The sequence below is a fragment of the Lentzea chajnantorensis genome (assembly GCF_054300775.1).
Map to the genome: position 1 here is coordinate 7,814,533 of NZ_JBSDZT010000002.1, position 18,309 is coordinate 7,832,841.

The 18,309-nt window shown below is 71.6% G+C and carries 14 protein-coding genes and 1 pseudogene; 7 read left to right on the forward strand and 8 right to left on the reverse strand.

Annotated features, from left to right (window positions below):
* Positions 1-19 precede the first annotated feature (19 nt).
* Positions 20-4,582 carry an ATP-dependent helicase gene (locus tag ACVDFE_RS37310; RefSeq protein WP_458433748.1) on the forward strand — a complete coding sequence of 1,521 codons (4,563 nt, stop codon included), beginning with the start codon at positions 20-22 and terminating at the stop codon, positions 4,580-4,582.
* A 792-nt stretch (positions 4,583-5,374) separates the two neighbouring features.
* On the opposite strand, the gene ACVDFE_RS37315 is transcribed toward ACVDFE_RS37310, so the two are convergent.
* The 4 genes from ACVDFE_RS37315 to ACVDFE_RS37330 all read right to left on the reverse strand — a co-directional run bounded on the left by ACVDFE_RS37315 (position 5,375) and on the right by ACVDFE_RS37330 (position 8,134).
* The gene (locus ACVDFE_RS37315) at positions 5,375-6,361 is read right to left on the reverse strand and encodes a 1-aminocyclopropane-1-carboxylate deaminase (RefSeq protein ID WP_458433749.1); all 987 of its coding nucleotides are present in this window, start codon (positions 6,359-6,361) and stop codon (positions 5,375-5,377) included.
* Positions 6,358-6,987 carry a GntR family transcriptional regulator gene (locus ACVDFE_RS37320; RefSeq protein ID WP_360398534.1) on the reverse strand — a complete coding sequence of 210 codons (630 nt, stop codon included), beginning with the start codon at positions 6,985-6,987 and terminating at the stop codon, positions 6,358-6,360. The genes ACVDFE_RS37315 and ACVDFE_RS37320 overlap by 4 nt, the downstream gene beginning before the upstream one ends.
* A gap of 86 nt (positions 6,988-7,073) precedes the next feature.
* Entirely contained in the window at positions 7,074-7,637 is a 564-nt protein-coding gene (locus tag ACVDFE_RS37325; protein ID WP_458433750.1) for a GNAT family N-acetyltransferase, read from the reverse strand.
* Positions 7,634-8,134 carry a YbaK/EbsC family protein gene (locus ACVDFE_RS37330; protein ID WP_360398538.1) on the reverse strand — a complete coding sequence of 167 codons (501 nt, stop codon included), beginning with the start codon at positions 8,132-8,134 and terminating at the stop codon, positions 7,634-7,636. The genes ACVDFE_RS37325 and ACVDFE_RS37330 overlap by 4 nt, the downstream gene beginning before the upstream one ends.
* A 203-nt stretch (positions 8,135-8,337) precedes the next feature.
* Here ACVDFE_RS37330 and ACVDFE_RS37335 point away from each other — a divergent pair, with 203 nt between their 5' ends.
* Positions 8,338-8,742: an SAV_6107 family HEPN domain-containing protein gene (locus tag ACVDFE_RS37335; protein WP_360398540.1), complete on the forward strand. Its 405-nt coding sequence runs from the start codon at positions 8,338-8,340 to the stop codon at positions 8,740-8,742.
* A complete protein-coding gene (locus ACVDFE_RS37340) occupies positions 8,739-9,476 on the forward strand; it encodes a maleylpyruvate isomerase N-terminal domain-containing protein (RefSeq protein ID WP_458433751.1) in 738 nt (245 codons plus the stop codon). Before ACVDFE_RS37335 ends, ACVDFE_RS37340 begins: the two co-directional genes overlap by 4 nt.
* Here ACVDFE_RS37340 and ACVDFE_RS37345 read toward each other — a convergent pair.
* Complete coding sequence (locus ACVDFE_RS37345) at positions 9,453-11,018, reverse strand: alkaline phosphatase D family protein (RefSeq protein ID WP_458433752.1); 1,566 nt, start codon at positions 11,016-11,018, stop codon at positions 9,453-9,455. The genes ACVDFE_RS37340 and ACVDFE_RS37345 overlap by 24 nt on opposite strands.
* Before the next feature lie 24 nt (positions 11,019-11,042).
* On the opposite strand from ACVDFE_RS37345, the gene ACVDFE_RS37350 reads away from it, so the two are divergent.
* The gene (locus ACVDFE_RS37350) at positions 11,043-11,543 is read left to right on the forward strand and encodes a VOC family protein (RefSeq protein ID WP_360398546.1); all 501 of its coding nucleotides are present in this window, start codon (positions 11,043-11,045) and stop codon (positions 11,541-11,543) included.
* A gap of 120 nt (positions 11,544-11,663) precedes the next feature.
* Here ACVDFE_RS37350 and ACVDFE_RS37355 read toward each other — a convergent pair whose 3' ends face one another.
* Positions 11,664-13,316 (reverse strand): DUF885 domain-containing protein, encoded by a 1,653-nt coding sequence (locus tag ACVDFE_RS37355; protein WP_360398548.1) that lies wholly within the window; start codon positions 13,314-13,316, stop codon positions 11,664-11,666.
* A 97-nt stretch (positions 13,317-13,413) separates the two neighbouring features.
* On the opposite strand from ACVDFE_RS37355, the gene ACVDFE_RS37360 reads away from it, so the two are divergent.
* Entirely contained in the window at positions 13,414-14,076 is a 663-nt protein-coding gene (locus tag ACVDFE_RS37360) for a DUF3153 domain-containing protein (protein WP_458433753.1), read from the forward strand.
* On the opposite strand, the gene metF is transcribed toward ACVDFE_RS37360, so the two are convergent.
* Entirely contained in the window at positions 14,073-14,954 is an 882-nt protein-coding gene (gene metF / locus ACVDFE_RS37365; protein ID WP_360398552.1) for a methylenetetrahydrofolate reductase [NAD(P)H], read from the reverse strand. The genes ACVDFE_RS37360 and metF overlap by 4 nt on opposite strands.
* Before the next feature lie 105 nt (positions 14,955-15,059).
* Here metF and ACVDFE_RS37370 point away from each other — a divergent pair.
* Together ACVDFE_RS37370 and mptB are read left to right on the forward strand one after the other, a co-directional pair.
* A pseudogene (locus ACVDFE_RS37370) lies at positions 15,060-16,128 on the forward strand (polyprenyl synthetase family protein).
* Between the two features lie 170 nt (positions 16,129-16,298).
* Positions 16,299-17,750, forward strand: a complete 1,452-nt coding sequence (gene mptB, locus ACVDFE_RS37375; RefSeq protein WP_458433754.1) for a polyprenol phosphomannose-dependent alpha 1,6 mannosyltransferase MptB — start codon at positions 16,299-16,301, stop codon at positions 17,748-17,750.
* Positions 17,751-17,907: 157 nt separating this feature from the next.
* On the opposite strand, the gene ACVDFE_RS37380 is transcribed toward mptB, so the two are convergent.
* Positions 17,908-18,273, reverse strand: coding sequence for an Rv2175c family DNA-binding protein (locus tag ACVDFE_RS37380; RefSeq protein WP_360398556.1), 366 nt, complete (start codon positions 18,271-18,273; stop codon positions 17,908-17,910).
* Positions 18,274-18,309 lie beyond the last annotated feature (36 nt).

Genomic DNA, 18,309 nt, shown 5'->3' on the forward strand with positions numbered 1-18,309 from the left:
CGGCGTCATGATGGTCTCCATGGACGTGACGAAGGCATTCTCACCGGCGACCAGGCAGTGGTTCGCCGGGGCCTTCGCGGCGCCCACCCAGGCGCAGACGGGTGCGTGGGCGGCCGCTGCGGCGGGCGAGCACGCGCTGGTCATCGCACCGACGGGCTCGGGCAAGACGCTGGCCGCGTTCCTGTGGGCGCTGGACCGGCTGGCGTCGGCCGCGGTCCCGGAAGAGCCGCGGCGGCGGTGCCGGGTGCTGTACGTGTCGCCGCTGAAGGCGCTGGCCGTGGACGTGGAGCGGAACCTGCGGGCGCCGCTGACGGGCATCCGGCAGGCGGCGCAGCGGCTGGGGCTGGCGGAACCGTCGATCACGGTGGGCATGCGCACGGGTGACACGTCGCCCGAGGAGCGGCGGGCGTTCGGGCGGACCCCGCCGGACGTGCTGGTGACGACGCCGGAGTCGTTGTTCCTGCTGCTCACGTCCTCGGCGCGGGAGTCGCTGCGCGGGGTGGAGACGGTGATCGTCGACGAGGTGCACGCGGTGGCGGGCACCAAGCGCGGCGCGCACCTGGCGTTGTCACTCGAACGGCTGGACTCGCTGCTGGAACGGCCGGCGCAGCGGATCGGGCTGTCGGCCACGGTGCGGCCGGTCGAGGAGATCAGCACGTTCCTCGCCGGTGGGCGGCCGGTGTCGGTGGTGCAGCCGAAGACCCCGAAGACCATCCAGGTCGAGGTGGAGGTGCCGGTCGAGGACATGTCGGTGCTCGGCCAGCCGACGGGTGAGGTGTCGGGGTCGGCGGCCGGTGCCGAGCAGCGCACGTCGATCTGGCCGTCGGTCGAGGCGCGGATCCTGGAGCTGGTGCGGGCGCACCGGTCGACGATCGTGTTCGCGAACTCGCGCCGGCTCGCGGAGCGACTCACGGCGCGGCTGAACGAGCTCGACGAGGAGGCGGCCGCGGCCGCGGAGGGCACCGGGCCGGAGTCGTTCCCGGCGGAGGCGATCGGGCAGTCGGGGCTGACGGTGCAGAAGTCCGCGTCGGTGGCCCGTGCGCACCACGGGTCGATGTCGCGGGAGCAGCGCACCGCCGTGGAGGAGGACCTGAAGTCGGGGCGGCTGCCGTGCGTGGTGGCCACGTCGTCGCTGGAGCTCGGCATCGACATGGGCGCGGTCGACCTGGTGGTGCAGGTGGAGGCGCCGCCGTCGGTCGCGTCGGGTCTGCAGCGCGTCGGCCGCGCGGGTCACCAGGTGGGCGCGGTGTCGCGGGGCGTGATGTTCCCGAAGTTCCGCGGCGACCTGGTGTCGTGCGCGGTGGTGGCCGAGCGGATGCAGAGCGGTGCGATCGAGGCGGTGCGGTTCCCGCGCAACCCGCTGGACGTGCTGGCGCAGCACATCGTCGCGATGGTGGCCATGGAGGCGTGGCCGGTCGACGAGCTGACGGCGCTGGTGCGGCGGGCGGCACCGTTCGCGGGACTGCCGGACTCGGCGTTGCACGCGGTGCTGGACATGCTGTCGGGCCGGTACCCGTCGGAGGAGTTCGGCGAGCTGCGGCCGCGGATCACGTGGGACCGGGTGAACTCCGAGCTGCGCGGCCGTCCTGGTTCGCAGCGGCTGGCGGTCACCTCCGGCGGCACGATCCCCGACCGCGGGCTGTTCGCGGTGATGACGCCGCCGTCGGAGAACGGTCCCGGGTCGCGGGTCGGTGAGCTCGACGAGGAGATGGTCTACGAGTCGCGGGTGGGCGACACGTTCCTGCTGGGCACGTCGTCGTGGCGGGTCGAGGACATCACGCACGACCGGGTGATCGTGGTGCCCGCTCCCGGCCAGCCGGCGCGGATGCCGTTCTGGAAGGGCGACGCGCCGGGCCGGCCGCTGGAACTGGGCCGTGCCATGGGGAAGTTCCTGCGCGAGGTGTCCACGATGGAGGACGCGGCGGCGCGTGCCCGTGCGGCCTCGGCGGGGCTGGACGAGTGGGCGACGGACAACCTGCTGGCGTACCTGGGTGAGCAGCGGGAGGCCACGCGGCACGTGCCGAACGACCGGACCGTGCTGGTGGAGCGGTTCCGCGACGAGCTGGGCGACTGGCGGCTCGTGGTGCACTCGCCGTTCGGCGCGCAGGTGAACGCGCCGTGGGCCCTCGCGATCGCGGCACGGTTGCGGGAGCGGCGCGGGGTCGAGGCGCAGACGGCGCACTCGGACGACGGCATCGTCCTGCGGCTGCCCGACGCGCTGGACGCCGACGGGCAGGAGGTCACCGCGAGCGCGGAGGACGTGCTGCTGGACCCGGACGAGGTCGAGCAGATCGTGGTCGCCGAGGTCGGTGGCTCGGCGTTGTTCGCGGCCCGGTTCCGCGAGTGCGCGGCCCGGTCGCTGTTGCTGCCCCGTCGCGACCCGCGCCGGCGCACCCCGTTGTGGCAGCAGCGGCAGCGTTCGGCGCAGCTGTTGTCGGTGGCCTCGAAGTACGAGCGTTTTCCCGTTGTGCTGGAAGCGATGCGCGAGTGCCTGCAGGACGTCTACGACGTGCCGGGCCTGCGTGAGCTGATGTCGGACGTGCGCGCGCGGCGGGTGCGCGTGGTCGAGGTGGAGACGCCGTCGCCGTCGCCGTTCGCCCGCAGTCTTCTCTTCGGGTACGTCGGCATGTTCCTCTACGAGCTCGACGCGCCGCTCGCCGAACGCCGCGCGGCCGCGTTGTCACTCGACTCGACGCTGCTGGCCGAGCTGCTGGGCTCCGAGGCGATCCGCGAGCTGCTCGACCCCGAGGTGGTCGCAGAGGTCGAGCAGAGCCTGCAGCGCCTGTCCGCGGACCGCCGTCCCCGGCACGCGGAGGACACCGCGGACCTGTTGCGGTTCCTGGGAGACCTCTCCGACGCGGAGGCGGCGGAGCGCGGTGTGCCGCGGGAGTGGCTGGACGAGCTGGTGGCGGAGCGCCGTGCGATCCGTGTCCGCATCGCCGGTGAGGAACGCACGATCGCCATCGAGGACGCGGGCCGGGTGCGCGACGCGTTGGGCGTGGCACTGCCTGTCGGTGTCCCGGAGGCCTTCACCGAACCGGTCGCCGATCCGCTCGGCGACCTGCTGAACCGCTACACCCGCACCCACGGCCCGTTCGCCGCCACCGAGCCCGCGGCCCGTTTCGGCCTGGGTGTGGCCGTCGTGACGGGTGTGCTGGAACGCATGGCCGCCACCGGCCGCCTGGTCCGCGGTGAGCTGCGCCCCGGCGGCACCCACACCGAGTACTGCGACGCCGACGTGCTGCGCCGCCTGCGCCGCGGCTCCCTGGCCCGCCTGCGTTCCGAGGTCGAGCCGGTCGAGCCCGCCGCGCTCGGCCGTTTCCTGCCCGCGTGGCACGGTCTCGGCCGCCGCCTGCGCTCCGCCCCGACCGCCGACGACGTGTTCTCCGTCGTCGAACAGCTCGCCGGCGCCCCATTGCCCGCAAGTGCGCTGGAGTCGTTGCTGCTGCCGTCGCGCCTGCCCGGCTACTACCCGGCCCTGCTCGACGAGCTGACCGCGTCCGGCGAGGTCACCTGGACCGGCTGCGGTTCCCTGTCCGGTGGCGACGGCTGGATCGCGCTGGCCCCCACCGACGTGGCCGACCTGCTGCTGCCCGACCTGGTGCCGGAGTCGATCCCCGAGTCCCCGTTGCACACCGCGGTGCTGGAGTCCCTGTCCGGCGGCGCGCTCTTCTTCCGCCAGGTCGTCGACCGCACCTCGCTGTCCGTGCAGTGCACCGACGCCGAGGTCGTCGGCACCCTCTGGGACCTGGTCTGGGCGGGCCTGGCCACGAACGACACCCTGGCCCCGCTGCGCGCCCTGGTCTCCGGCGGCGGCGCCGCCCACAAGTCCCGCCGCGCCACCCCGCGCGGCCGCTACGCCCGCCTGCGCGCCGCCCGCCCCGACCTGCCCTCCCGCACCGGCCCGCCATCAGCGGCCGGCCGCTGGTCCCTCGCCGTCGCCCCGGCCGCCGACCCGACCCGCCGCGCCGCCGCCCGCGCCGAGTCGTTCCTCGAACGCCACGGCGTCCTCACCCGCGGCGCCCTCGACACCGAGCGCGTGACCGGCGGCTTCAGCTCCGTCTACCGCGTCCTGCGCGCCATGGAGGAGTCCGGTCAGGTCATCCGCGGCTACGTCGTGGAAGGCCTGGGCGCCGCCCAGTTCGCCGCCCGCGGCGCCGTCGACCGCCTCCGCACCCTCTCCCGCTCCCCGGGCCAACCCGCACAGGCGGACCAGCCCGCCGTGGTCCTGGCCGCAGCCGACCCGGCCCAGCCCTACGGCGCCGCCCTCACCTGGCCCACCCCACTCGGCGAAGGCAAACACCGCCCCGCCCGCAAAGCCGGTGCCCTGGCCGTCCTGGTCGACGGCACCCCGGCCCTCTACGTGGAACGCGGCGGCAAGTCCCTGCTCTCCTTCACCGACGACGACCAAACCCTCCGCACCGCCGCAACCGCCCTGAGCCGCGCAGTCCGCGACGGCTGGCTGGGCCAACTGGCCGTCCAACGCGCCGACGGCGAATCCGCCCTCACCTCCCACCTGGCCACCGTCCTGCAAGAGGCCGGCTTCCGCGCCACCCCGAAGGGCCTCCGCCTCCGCGCCTGACCCCACCCCAGAGCCGGATTGGCGTAGGCAACATGGGTGGCGCGCGGCTGTGGCCGGGCGCGAGTTGGCCAGGGCGCGGATTGGCCGGGCCGCGGCGTGGCGAGGGTCCAGGTTGGCGGGACGCGGGTTGGCAGGGGCGCGGGTTGGCAGGGGCGCAGGTCGTCCGGGCGCAGGTCGTCCGGAGTGCGGCGTGACAGAAAGGTGCGGGTTAGCGGAGCGCGGCGCGAGCAGGCACGCACGGCTTGGCGCGGCACCACTTGGCCGAGTGCGATTGGTCAGGTGCAGCCAGCAAACTTCCGCTGGTGCCCGATCACCCGGTCCGGCTCAACAAGCCTGCTGATGCCGACCCGAGCAGCGTTGGCTGACTCGATGGGCGCGCTTCACCCAGCACGATCTCCAATCCAAGTGCGACACCCGATCCTGCGCTACCGCCGAGCCCAGCCCGCCGAGCCGAGCACTCCCGACTCACCACGTCGCAGATGCCACCCACTCATCGACGACAGTCCACAGTCGACAACCCGCGCTGACATCTCACCCGCCCTGCAACTCCACCCATCTCACTCGGCACTGGCCGTGCTGACCCGGCTTCCGTCAGCTGGCTCGAACCGTGTCTGCTCGTCGACCTTCCTCCTCACCTCAAATCCGAACCCTGGCCGCACCCCCGCGTTCCTCCGCATTGCGGGCGGGCGAACTGACGGATCAGGACATCGTTCGGCGGGTGCATGTGGAAGAAGACGACAGACAGGGCGGATCAGGACAAGGTTCACCCGTTGGAGTGACAGGCAACGAGCATCAGGCCGGGAAGAGGGAGCTGTAGGCGTTGAGTGCGGGTTGGCCGCCGAGGTGGGCGTAGAGGACGGTGGAGTTGCGGTCGATCTCGCCTGAGCTCACGAGGTGGATGAGGCCGGCCAGGGACTTGCCCTCGTAGACGGGGTCGGTGATCATGCCTTCGAGCTGGGCGCCGAGGCGCATGGCGTCGAGGGTGGTGTCGTCGGCCAGGCCGTAGACGCCGGCGTGGAAGCGGTCGTCGAGGAGGATGTCCTCTTCGGACACCGTGGTGTTGCGGAGCTTGGCGGTGTTGTGGGCGATGCGGGTGATCTGGGCGAGGGTTTCCGCGGGCTTCGCGGAGGCGTCGATGCCCAGGACGCGGCGGTTGGGGTCGCCTGCGAAGCCGGCGACCATGCCGGCCTGGGTGCTGCCGGTGACCGAGCAGACGATGATGGTGTCGAAGAAGACGCCGAGCTGGGCCTCTTGTTCGCGGACCTCGTCGGCCCAGGTTGCGAAGCCCATGCCGCCCAAGGGGTGGTCGGAGGCGCCTGCCGGGATCGGGTAGGGGGTGCCGCCGGCGGCGCGGACGTCGTTGATGGCCTGTTCCCAGGCGGGTTTGACGCCGATGCCGAAGTCGGCGTTCACGAGGCGGACGTCGGCGCCCATCATGCGGCTCAGCAGGATGTTGCCCACGCGGTCGTGGCCGGTGTCGGTCCAGTCGACCCAGCTTTCCTGCACCAGCACGGCTTTGAGGCCGGCGCGGGCGGCTGCGGCGGCCACCTGGCGGGTGTGGTTGGACTGGATGCCGCCGATGGAGACGAGGGTGTCGCAGCCGGTGGCGAGGGCGTCGGCGACGAGGTACTCGAGTTTGCGGGTCTTGTTGCCGCCGTAGGCGAGGCCGGAGTTGCAGTCCTCGCGCTTGGCCCAGACCGCGGCGCCGCCGAGGTGAGCGGTCAGGCGGTCGAGGCGGTGGACCGGGGACGGGCCGAAGAGCAGCGGGAACCTGTTCACAGCTCCTCCAGGAGGGTGCCCCAGTTCTCGTCCACGAGAAGAGCGGCCTGTTTGTCGTCGCGTCGTTCGCAGGCCTCGATGATCTGCTGGTGCTGGGTCACCGAGTGGCGGGCGTGGGGGGACGAGAAGCGGTTGTGCTCGGCGCGGCGGACGAGTGGGGTGAAGCGGTCGATGGTGGCGGTGATCGCGAAGTTGTCGCAGCGGTGAACGGCGACGGCGTGGAACTCGTCGTCGGCGGCGAGGGCAGCTACGGCGTCGTTGGCGTCGAGGGCCTTCTTGAACGCCTTGTTGGCGGTGTGCATGGCGGTGAAGTCGTCGTCGGTCATCCGGGGGACGGCGAGGCCGGCGGCGAGGGCGTGCATCGTCTGGACGACGACGAGGGCGTCGCGCACGGGTTCTGCTTCCAGTGCGGTGACGCGGGTGTAGGCGTGTGGTTTGGTCTCGACGAGGCCTTCGTCGGTGAGGGTCGCCAGGGCTTCGCGCACCGGGGTGCGGGAGAGGCCGAGTTTCTGGGCCAGCTCGACGTCCTTGATGGCGGTGCCCGGTTCGAGGTCGCCGCGCACGATCGCCGACCTGATCTCCGCCGCAGCTCGCTCTTTCAGCGACCCATATCCAATATATTGCATATTGGTGAGAGTAGGGTGGGTCACAGGCAAACGCAACCGGCCGCAGCACGAGGTGTGCTGCGGCCGGGAAGTGGGACGACGTAGAGCTAGGTGACCGGCAGAATCCGGCCGAGCACGGCGAACGGGCGCGGGTCGCCGGTGAACTGGTAGTGCCGCAGCACGTCCTGGAACCCGACGCGGCGGTACAGCTTCCACGCCTTGCTCGGGCCTTCGGGGGTGGACAGCAGCACGCGCGAGGAGGAAACGCCGTCCAGCAGCCTGCGCAGCAGCTCCTCGCCGAGGCCACGACCCTGGGCGCGCGGCAGCACGTGCAGCTCGGTGAGCTCGAAGTAGTCCTGGAGCCACTCGTTGACGACCGAGGGCGACGAGACGGCCATGAGGCCGCGCCGCACCTGTTCGTGCCACCACTGCCCGGTGGCGCCGCGGTAGCCGTAGCCGATGCCGACGAGCTCGTCCTGCTCCCCCACCGCGACCACGCAGCGCCAGTCCTCGCGCATCATGTGCGCGAGCCACATCGGGGCGCGCTGCTCGACGGTGCCGGGCGGGTAGTTCATCGCGGTCACGTACAGCTCGAGCGCCTCGCTCAGTCGCACGTTCAGCTCGGCGGCGCTCATCTCGACGATGCGCTCCAGGCGTGGCGACGCGGTCATTGCGCGACCACCGCCACGCGGCCGCCGGTCAGCTCGACCAGCTCCGCGAACGTCGTGGGGTACACGGCGCGGGGGTGCCCGGCGGCGGCCCAGACCTCCTCGTAGCCCGACAGCGACTCGTCGACCAGCGTCTCGATCGGCGCCGGGTGCCCGACCGGGGAGACGCCGCCGATCACCTGGCCCGTGTGCTCGCGCACGAAGTCGGGGTCGGCGCGCTTGACCGCGTCCGCGCCCACCAGCCCGGCCACCAGCGCGGTGTCCGCGCGGTGCGCGCCGGAGGTCAGCACCAGCAGCGGGGTCGCGACGCCGTCGCGGACGGCGGCGAACAGCAGGCTGTTCGCGATCGCGCCCACCGGCACCCCCACCGCCTCGGCTGCGGCGGCCGCCGTGCGCACCGCGTCGGACAGCACGACGATGCGCGCCGCGGCGGCGGGCGGCAGAGCGGCGGCGACTTTGCGGATCCCGGGGTGCTCCGCAGGGTTTTCGACAGCACTCACCACACCATCAGACCACGAGCGGGCGCTGAGCGGTGGGCCGGGTTGAGGAATCCATCGGCCGGGAGCTACGCTGGAGAGGGCTCGAACATGTGTTCGAGTCGCACAATGCCTCGGAGGTGGGGTGGGGGAAGCACCCCACCTCCGAGAGCCGCCGGCTTCCCCTCGGCGGAGACGTCGTTCACCGACGCCACGAGGAGGCCGAGATGTCAGCACCAGCCTTCCCGATCCCCTTGCCCCCCGCTTCAGCGCTCGCGTTGCTGCAGCAGGCACGCGACTCGCTCGCCGAGGCGGAACGCACCCCCGACCCACCGGAGCGGTTCGCCGCCGCCTACCTGGCCGCTCTGCGCGCCGCGGCGGCGGTGCTCGCGTTGCGCGGACGCCCGCACCGCGGGCGTTCCAGGCCTACGAGCGCGTGGGTGTTGCTTGCCGCGATAGCACCGGAGATGCGGGAGTGGGCGGCGTTCTTCGCGGAGTGGTCTTCGACGCGCGCCGCTGTGCTCGCGGGGATCACACGCCACGTCAACGCGCGCACGGCCGACGACTTGGTGAGGCAGACCGAGCAGTTCGTCGGTCTGGTGGGTCACGTGATGAACGAGGGCAGGCGGTGAACGCACTGGAAGTGTTGCGGCGTGAGGCTGATCTGCTCGTCATGTCCGCGCTCGGCCAGCCCACGCACAAGGGCGTGCCCGCCTGTCCCGGCCTGAACCTGGGCGAGACCGTGCGGCACGTCGGCAGCGGCTACCACTGGACGTTGGAGTACCTGCGCGTCAGGGAGGAGCCGCGGCGGTGGCAGCGCCACCCCGCGGACGGGCAGGACCTGCTGGACTTCACGCGTTCGGGTGCCGAGGCCGTGATCGCGGAGCTCGCCGCGCACGACGAGGACGAGCCGTGCGCGACGTGGTGGCCCGAACAGCGGAACTACGGCTTCTGGCGGCGCCGGCTCGCGCACGAGACCACGGTGCACCGCATGGACGTGCAGGGCGCCGCGGGCTTGGCGGCCGGCCCGGTCGGCGACGAGGTCGCGCTCGACGGCGTCGACGAGGTGCTCACGTTGTGGCTGGGGCACAAGCTCGACACCCTCGGTGTGCGGGGGTCGCGTGACGAGCTGGTCGCCGTGCGCGTCGAGGACCACGTGTGGCTCACCCGGTGCGGGCCGCAGGGCGCTTCGGCGTGGCGGGTCGAGCCAGAGGACGCCGACCACGCCGACGCACTGGTGACGGCGAGCCCGATGACGATGTACCGCTGGCTGTGGGGTCGCCTGCCCGACCGGATGATCGAGGTCTACGGCGACCACGACGCCATCGCGCAGCTGTGGGCGCTACTGCGGCTCGCGACCAAGTGACACCGAGGCGGTCTCCCCGCCCGCTGCCGAGATCAGCCGGTAGCGGGCGCGGCGGCCGTCGAAGTCCAGCAGTGCCACGGAGTTCCCGAAGTGCGGGCCGGTGGTCTTGCGCCACCGCACGACGTCCTCCGGCACACCGGCGAACGTGGCGAGCCGGCGGAACACCCGTCCGGCGCCGCGTGACCACGACAGCCGGAACGCCGGGCGCAACGCCTTGGGCGCCTCGTTGTGCACCGGCGAGCACACGAGCTGCGTCACCGTTGCCTTGGCGGGCACGGGGAAGTCGGCTTCGGCGACGTAGCTGTGGTGGACGTCGCCGGACAGCACGTTCACGGTGGCGCAGCCGTTGTCGGCCGCGTTGCGGATCATCCGGGTCAGCCGGTCGAACGACTCGCGAAACGCGGGCCAGTGCTCCAGGTCGAGCACCTGGCGGACCTGCTCGGCGGCTTTGCCCTGCCAGCCGGGTTTGCGCGCGCCGACCTCGTTGATGGACTGGAAGTGGCTGAGCGCGTGCGGCATCAGCCACGGCAGCGACGAGCCGATCAGCAGGTGGTCGTAGTCGCCCTCGGAGTTGCGTTCGAGCCATTCGAACTCCGCGTCGCTGACCATCTGCCTGCGGTCGTCCTCCAGGATGCGGCCGCAGCGCGTGTCGATCATCAGCAGCCGGATGCGGTCGAAGTCGCGCCGGTAGCTCCACCGCGTGGACTTGCGGCCCTCGTTCTCCTTGTCGGCCTGCTCGGCGAACTCCTCCAGCATCGGCTGCACGTCGGTGCCCTGCGCCTTCACCTTGGCGTACAAGGGATCGCGGGCGAGCTCGTCCGGGGCGAGGTTGCCGATGTGCTGGTACACCCAGTACGAGGACAGCGCGCCGCGGATGCGGTCGCGCCACCACGGCTTGTCCTGCATCCGCTGCTTCCAGGCGGAGGAGGTGTTCCAGTCGTCGCGCACGTCGTGGTCGTCGAAGATCATCGACGTCGGCACGACCGACAGCAGCCAGCGGATCTCCGGGTCGCCCCAGGTCTCGTGGTAGAGCCGGGCGTACTCGGAGAAGTGCACGACCTCGCCGTCGGGTTCCTCCGAACCGCGGCGGTGCTCGCGCAGCCACCGCTTGGTGCCCTCGGTCGGTTCGTCGGCGTAGACCTGGTCTCCCAGCAGGAGCAACGCCTGCGGCCACTCCTCCTCCGGCTGGCGCATCAGCCGTTGCGCGAAGGCGTCGAGGGCGTCGGGGCCCAGCGGCTGGTCGGGGGCGGCGCGGCAGGAACCGAACGCGATGCGGCGCACCCGGCCGGTGCGGATGACCGGTTTCGGGAAGTCGCTGCCCGGCTCCGGCCAGACCAGCTCGCGGTCGAGCCGGACGTCGTACTCGGTGCGGGGCCCCAGGTTCTCGATGCGCACCAGGGCGTAGTGCTGGCGGCCCACCTGGAACGTCCTCGCCGTGTGGCCGGCGATGGTCACCTCACACGCCGCGTCCGTCTCGACCCACACCGTGGCCGAGGTCGAGTCGACGTACCTGAGGAGCGGTCCGAGCACCAGCTTCGTCACCCGCGAGACAGTACCCTCGTACGAGTGGAAATCACGTTCGACGCCGCAGATCCCTCCGCGCTGGCGGCGTTCTGGTCCGAGCTCGCGGGCGACGAGGTCGAGCTGACGTTCGTGTGGAGCGACGCGCCGAAGATCGAGAAGAACCGGGTGCACCTCGACCTGGCGTCGACCTCGCCGCAGAACCAGGCGGACATCGTGGCGCGGGCGGTGGAACTGGGTGCCGAGCACGCCGACGTCGGACAGCGCGATGTGCCGTGGGTGGTGCTGAGAGACCCGCAGGGCAACGAGTTCTGCGTGCTCGAACCTCGTCCCGAGTACACCGGTGCGATCGCGGCGGTGGTCGTCGACGCGCACGACCCGCTCGCGGCGGCGCGGGCGACCGGGCACCCGGTGGTGCGCAGCGGGGACGGGTTCGCCTCGGTGCGGCCGGAGGCCGGCGGGCCGTGGCTGGAGTTCGTGCGCACCGATGACGCCGACCCGTTCACGAACCGCGTCCGCGTGCGGTGGGCCGCCGCCGTGTCCTGACCGGTGTGGCGTTGCACACCACCGATGTGCGATATCCGGTATATCAGTCAGCTGGGGCGCAGCCGGTGCTCACGCCGATATACCGGATATCGCACATCGCACATCGCTTGCTGAACGCAGCTACAGCGCGGCGAGGCGTTCGCGGAGGGTGTCGAGGCCCATCGAGCCCATCTCCAGCGACTGCTGGTGGAACTGCTTGAGGTCGAAGTCCGCGCCCTTGCGGGCACGGGCGTCCTCGCGGGCGGCGAGCCAGAGGCGTTCGCCGATCTTGTACGCCGGGGCCTGGCCGGGCCAGCCGAGGTAGCGGTCGATCTCGTCGTGGACGTGCGCGGCCTCGGTCAGCGTCCTGGTGAGCATGAACTCCAGGCCCAGCTCGGGCGTCCAGCGCTCACCGGGGTGGAACCCGGTCCCCTGCGGGATCTCCAGCTCCAGGTGCATGCCGATGTCGATGATGACGCGGGCGGCGCGGAACAGGTGCGCGTCGAGCATGCCGAGCAGGTCGCCGTCGTCGTCGAGGTAGCCGAGCTCGCGCATGAGGCGTTCCGAGTACAGCGCCCAGCCCTCGCCGTGACCCGACACCCAGCACATGAGGCGCTGGAAGTCGTTCAAGCTCTCCGACTGGTACACCGCCGTCGCGCACTGGAGGTGGTGCCCCGGCACGCCCTCGTGGTAGACCGTCGAGGTCTCCCGCCACGTCGGGAACACCGTCTTGCCCTCGGCGACCGACCACCACATGCGGCCGGGCCGGGAGAAGTCCGCGGTCGGCGGCGTGTAGTAGGCGCCGACGCCACCGCCGGGCGGGGCGATCTTGCACTCGAGGTTCATCAGCGCGTCCGGCAGGTCGAAGTGCACGTCGCGCAGGTCGAGCAGGGCCTTGTCGGACAGCTCCTGCATCCACGCCCGCAGGCCGTCCTGGCCGTGCACCTGGTAGCGGGGGTGCTCGTCGAGATATGCCGCCGTCTCCGCGAGCGAGGCGCCGGGCTTGAGCCGTGCCGCGACCTCCTTCATCTCCGCCTCGATGGAGAGGAACTCCTCCCAGCCCCACGCGTAGGCCTCGGCCAGGTCGAGCTTCGAGCCGGTGAAGTAGCGGGAGCCGAGGCGGTAGCGCTCCTCGCCGACGGCGTCCTTCTCGGGTGCGAGCGGTGCCAGCGACGTGCGCAGGAATGAGGCGAAGTCGGCGTAGGCGGCGGACGCGGCCGCGGCACCGGAGTCGAGGTCGGCGCGCACCGAGCCGGGGACGTCCGCCTTGGCGACGAAGGAGCCGAAGAACGTGCCGGCCCACGTGTCGCACTGGTCGGCCACCTTGGTCACCTGGCGCAGCGCGGACACGTTCCCGCGGGCCGCGGCGGCCGACAGCGAGGCCCGCAGACCGGACAGGGAGGCAGGTACCGCCGCGAGACGCCGCCCGATCGTGGCCCATTGCCCGGGCGTGTCGGTCGGCATCTGGTCGAAGATGTCGCGGACCGACTGGATGGGGCTCGCGATCACGTTCAGCGAGGATTCGGTGAGGCCGGCGGCGTACAGCTCGCGTTCGAGGCCGACCCGTTCCTGGAACACGGCTTTCGCCGCCGCTTCAGAAGCATCCGCGGGGTCGGCGGCCGTGATGTCGGCGAGTGCGCGGGCGGCGACCTCGTCGCGTGCCGCGTGCCCTTCCGGGGAGAAGTCCGTCAGCTGGTCGTCGGAACCGGCGAAGCCCAGGCTGGTGGCCGTGATGGGGTCGAGCGCCACGTGGTCGGTGACGAACTTGTTGCTGATGTCGTGCACGGATGCCATGGCCGCAGACGCTACCTCGCGGTGATCGACGCCAAAAGGTAGTTAGTCAAGCTCACGACCAAAGGAGGGACTGCGTCGTCCCGGCCGTCCTGGCAGGATGTCCGCCGTGCGTAGATCCTCGGCACTGCTCGTGCCGGTCTTCCTGCTGCTCACCCTGTTCTCGTTGAGCGGTTGCGTTCGCGTGTACGCGGCGATGGCCGTGTCCGACGACGACCGCGTCTCGGGTGAGATCGTCGCGGCCACCCCGCCCACGCAGGACAACGACCCCGGTCCCCAGCTCAAGGTGCCGCCGGAGCTCGCGAGCCGCGTCACCACCAAGCCGTACCGGGTGGAGTCGTACGCGGGCACGCAGCTGTTCTTCAACGGGTTGTCGTTCGAGGAGATGCGCACGCTCTCCACCGCCACCAGCTCGTCGAACAGCCGCTACAGCCTGAACTTCCGGCGCTCCGGCGACCTGGTCACGCTGTCGGGCTCGGTCGACCTGACCCAGGTGCCGGTGGAACGCGCGGACATCCAGGTCAAGGTCAGCTTCCCCGGCCGGGTCGTGAACACCAACGGCCGGGAGGAGGAGAACAACACGATCGCGTGGTCTCCGAAACCCGGTCAGGCGTCGATGCTGCAGGCCACCGTGCAGTACGCGGGCGAGAACTCCAGCTCGTTCCTCGGCTGGGTGTTGCTCGTCGCGGGTCTCACCGGCGGTGCGGCGCTGATCGTCGTCGTGCTCGCGCTCCTCGCGCACAAGCGCAACGTGACGGTCTAGGCGCGCGTCACCAGGCCCAGGCGGCCCAGGACCTCGCGCGTCGCCTTGGCCCGGTTCATCGTGTAGAAGTGCAGCGCCGGCACGCCCTCGTCGAGCAGGCGCCGGCACATCTCGGTGGCGATGTCGATGCCGGTCGCGCGGAACCCGGCCGGGTCGTCGGCGTAGCGGTCCAGCCGGCGTGCCAGCTCCACCGGCAGGTCGGCGCCGGACAGCTCCACGATCTTCGTGAGCGCGCGCGGCGACAGGATCGGCATGATCCCCGGCAGCAACGTCGCCGTGCAGCCCGTCGCCGCCACGCTGTCGCGCATCCGCAGGAACGGCTCCGGTTCGTGGAACAGCTGCGCCACCGCGTAGTCCGCGCCGGCGTTCAGCTTGCGCACCAGGAACTTCACGTCGGTCGCGAGGTCACCGGAGCGCGGGTGCCCGTACGGGAACGCCGCCACGCCCACGCAGAAGTCGCCGAGCTCGCGCACGAGCCGCACGAGCTCCTCCGCGTAGGTCAGGCCCTGCGGGTGCGCGACCCACTCGCCCATCGGGTCGCCAGGGGGGTCGCCGCGCAGCGCCAGCACGTTGCGCACGCCGACCGCCGCGTACCAGCCGATGACGTTGCGCAGCTCGGCCACCGAGTGGTCGACGGCGGTGAGGTGGGCGACCGGCAGCAGCGTCGTCTCCTGGGCGACGCGGGCGGTGGCGCGGATCGTGCGGTCGCGGCTCGAACCGCCGGCGCCGTAGGTGATCGAGACGAACGCCGGGTCGAACGCCTCCAGCTCGCGCACGGCGGTCCACAGGACACGCTCGTCGTCCGCGTTCCTCGGCGGGAGGAACTCGACCGAGAACTTGGGGGACTGCCCCTGCAGCCGCTCCACCACCGACGTCATGGTCCCCACCCTAATGGGTCGTCCGCCTGGTGGGACGGTGGCTCACGATGTGGACGGGGTCGCCCCGACGTGCGGGTGGCACCCGACACAGCGGACCATGGAGGGGTGTCCCACCACCCCGTCGACGTCGCACTGCCCGCGCACGTCGAAGAAGCGCTGACCACGTACCTGGCCTCCCGGCGCGCGTCGGGCGAGGCGATGGACCCGAGCTTCGCGAGCGCGGTGGACGCGCTGTCCGGGTTCGTGCTGGGCGGCGGCAAGCGCATCCGCCCGACCTACGCGTGGTGGGGGTGGCGCGCGGCGGGGGGCGACCCCGACGGCGAGCCTCGCCGGTGAGGTGCTCACCGCGGTCAGCTCGCTGGAGCTGATCCAGGCGTGCGCGTTGATCCACGACGACCTGATGGACGCCTCCTCGGTGCGCCGGGGCAAGCCGACCGTGCACATCGCGTTCGGCGAGCGGCACCGCGAGCAGGGCTGGCTCGGTTCGCCGGAGCGGTTCGGCATGTCGGCGGCGGTGCTCATCGGTGACATCGCACTGGCCTGGGCCGACGACATGCTCTTCGCCGCCGGGCTGCCGTCGGACGTGCTGCGCCGGCTGAGCGAGCCGTGGCGGGACATGCGCACCGAGATGCTCGCCGGCCAGTACCTCGACGTCCTCACGCAGGCGCGGGGCGACTCGTCGGCGGACGCGGCGGTGCGGATCGACCGGCTCAAGACCGCCGCCTACACCGTCGAACGGCCGCTGCACATGGGCGCGGCGATGGCCGGCGGCTCGCCGGAGCTGGTCGACGGGCTGCGGGCGTTCGGTGCCGACATCGGCGTCGCGTTCCAGCTGCGCGACGACCTGCTCGGCGTGTTCGGCGACCCCGGGGTGACCGGCAAGCCCGCGGGCGACGACCTCGCCGAGGGCAAGCGCACCCTGCTCGTGGCGCTGGGCATGCAGTTCGGTGCCGATGTGTTGGACATCGCGCTCGGCAAGCCGGACCTCGACCTCGCCACCGTCGAGGAGGTCCGCCGCCAGCTCGTCGAGGTCGGCGCCGTCGACGCCGTCGAGGAACGCATCGAGGACCTCACCAAGAGCGCCCTCGCCGCGCTCGACGACGCCCCCGTCGCGGAACCGGCCGCCGCGAAGCTCGCCGAGCTCGCGATCAGCTCGACGAAGCGGACCTTCTGAGGACGACCGCCGCTCGTCGGCCGTGTGCGCTGATTAACTCCTCGTGACCAGTGGGGGCCGTTGCTTGCTGACGCTTCCGCGCCTTGTGCAACGATGTTCGGGCGATGGCTGCAACCCCGTCCCTTCCCCGCACGAGCTCCGAGGTGTCTCCACAGGAGCCTCTTGAAGCTGTGCTCGAGAAGAACCCCTACGCCATCCCCATCCGCACGACCATGCTCGGCCTGCTGGGCGTCGCGCTGATCGCGCTGGGCGGAATGGGCGCGGGCGCGATCCTGCAACGGGACCCGCTGCTCACGAAGGTCGGGCTGAGCTGGCTGCGCTACGGCCACGGCCACGACCTGGCCAACATGGTGCTCTACATCGGCCTGGGCCTCGTCATCTGGGCGTGGGTCCGCCTGGGCCGCCTCGTGCGGTGGGGCGAGATCGGTGACTTCGCGGTGCTGGTCGCGGTGACGGTGTGGACGTTGCCGTTGCTGTTCGCACCGCCGCTGTTCAGCAAGGACATCTACAGCTACCTCGCGCAGGGCCAGCTCGCGCTGACCGGCTACGACCCGTACGAGGTCGGGCCCGCGGTGCTGCAGAGCACCCTGAGCGACAACGTCAGCTGGGTCTGGCAGCACACGCCGGCACCGTACGGGCCGCTGTTCATCCTGGTCGCGAAGGCGATCGTGTGGGCGACCGACGCGAGCGTGATCCTCGGCGTCGTCGCGATGCGCTTCGCGCTGGCCGGCGGGCTGGTGCTGCTGTGCTGGGCGCTGCCCGGCATCGCGCGGCACCTGGGCGGGAAGTCGGCGATCGCGCTGTGGCTGGTGGCGGCCAACCCGCTGCTGCTGATCCACCTGGTCGGCGGCGCGCACAACGACCTCCTGATGATCGGGCTGATGGCCGCCGGTGTGCTGCTGGTGCTCGACCGCAGGCACGTGCTGGGCTTCGTGCTGCTCGGCCTCGCGTTCTCGGTGAAGGCGACGGCGGTCGTGGTCGTGCCGTTCCTGGTGTGGATCTGGGCGGCGCGGCTGGAGGGCGACAAGCGCGCCCGGTTCCGCAAGGCGCTGCTGCCCGGTGTGGCGGCGTTCGCCGGGGCGTTCCTCGCGTGCACGCTCGTCGCGGGGGTGGGCCTCGGCTGGATACCGGCGCTGCGCAGCTCGTCGATGATCATCAACTGGCTGTCGGTCCCGAGCGCGGTCGGCGACTTCGTGCGGATGGTCGTCAACTGGTTCGTCTACGTCGACGGCGGCATCTTCCTCGGCGTCGCACGGGCCCTCGGGTCGATCGTGCTCGTCTGGATCGCGTACACGCAGTGGTGGGCGTCGCGTGACGGCGAGGTCCGCAACGCCATCCGCCGCGGCGCGGTGACGATGCTGGCGGTCGCGCTGCTGTCCCCCGCCACGCTGCCGTGGTACTTCAGCTGGCCGCTGGCGCTGGCCGCCGGGTTCGCGTGGACCACGGGCGCGCTGGTGGCGGTGTCGCTGGCCTCGGTGTTCCTGCTGCTGGTGACGTTCCCCAACGGCGACACCGCGCTGTACTCGTGGGGCTACCTGTTCTTCGCGTTGCTGGTGTCTGCGCTCGCGGCGAGGTCGCTGGTGAAGCCGGACCCGTTCGGCCTGTCCACCCGCTACGAATGAGCGCCGGCACAGCAGGCCGGGTGGTGCTCGCCCGAGCGTCCACCGGATGAGGCCGGCGTTACCCGGCGGCGTTCGGCGTCGCGGGCGGGCACGTCGGGTCAGGGGTTCCGGACGCCTCTGGTCTGCGGAGACGCCCGGAACCGCCGCATCGGGTGATCTAGAAGCCCATCGCCTGGGCGCGTCGCTTCACCTCACGCCCACGGTCTCCGCGCAATGCTTCGATCGGAGTGCCGGGGAGGCTGTCGTCCTCCGCGAACAGCCAGCGCAGGATCTCGTTCGTCGAGAAGCCCTGGTCGCGCAGCACCGTGATGGTGCCGGGCAGCCCCTTCACCACCCCCGCGGCGGCGAGGAAGGCTTCGGGAACGACGAGGACGCCGTCGCGCCGCTCGGCGAGCAGCTGCCCGTCGCGCAGCATTTGGTGGACCCGGGTGACCGGAAGTCCCAATCGGTCGGCCACCTCCGGGAGGGGAAGAACCTCCAGGTCGGCAGCCAGTACATCCGCAGCGGCAGGAATCGCACTCACGGGGGTCACGATGCCATAACTCAACTGTGAACGCCC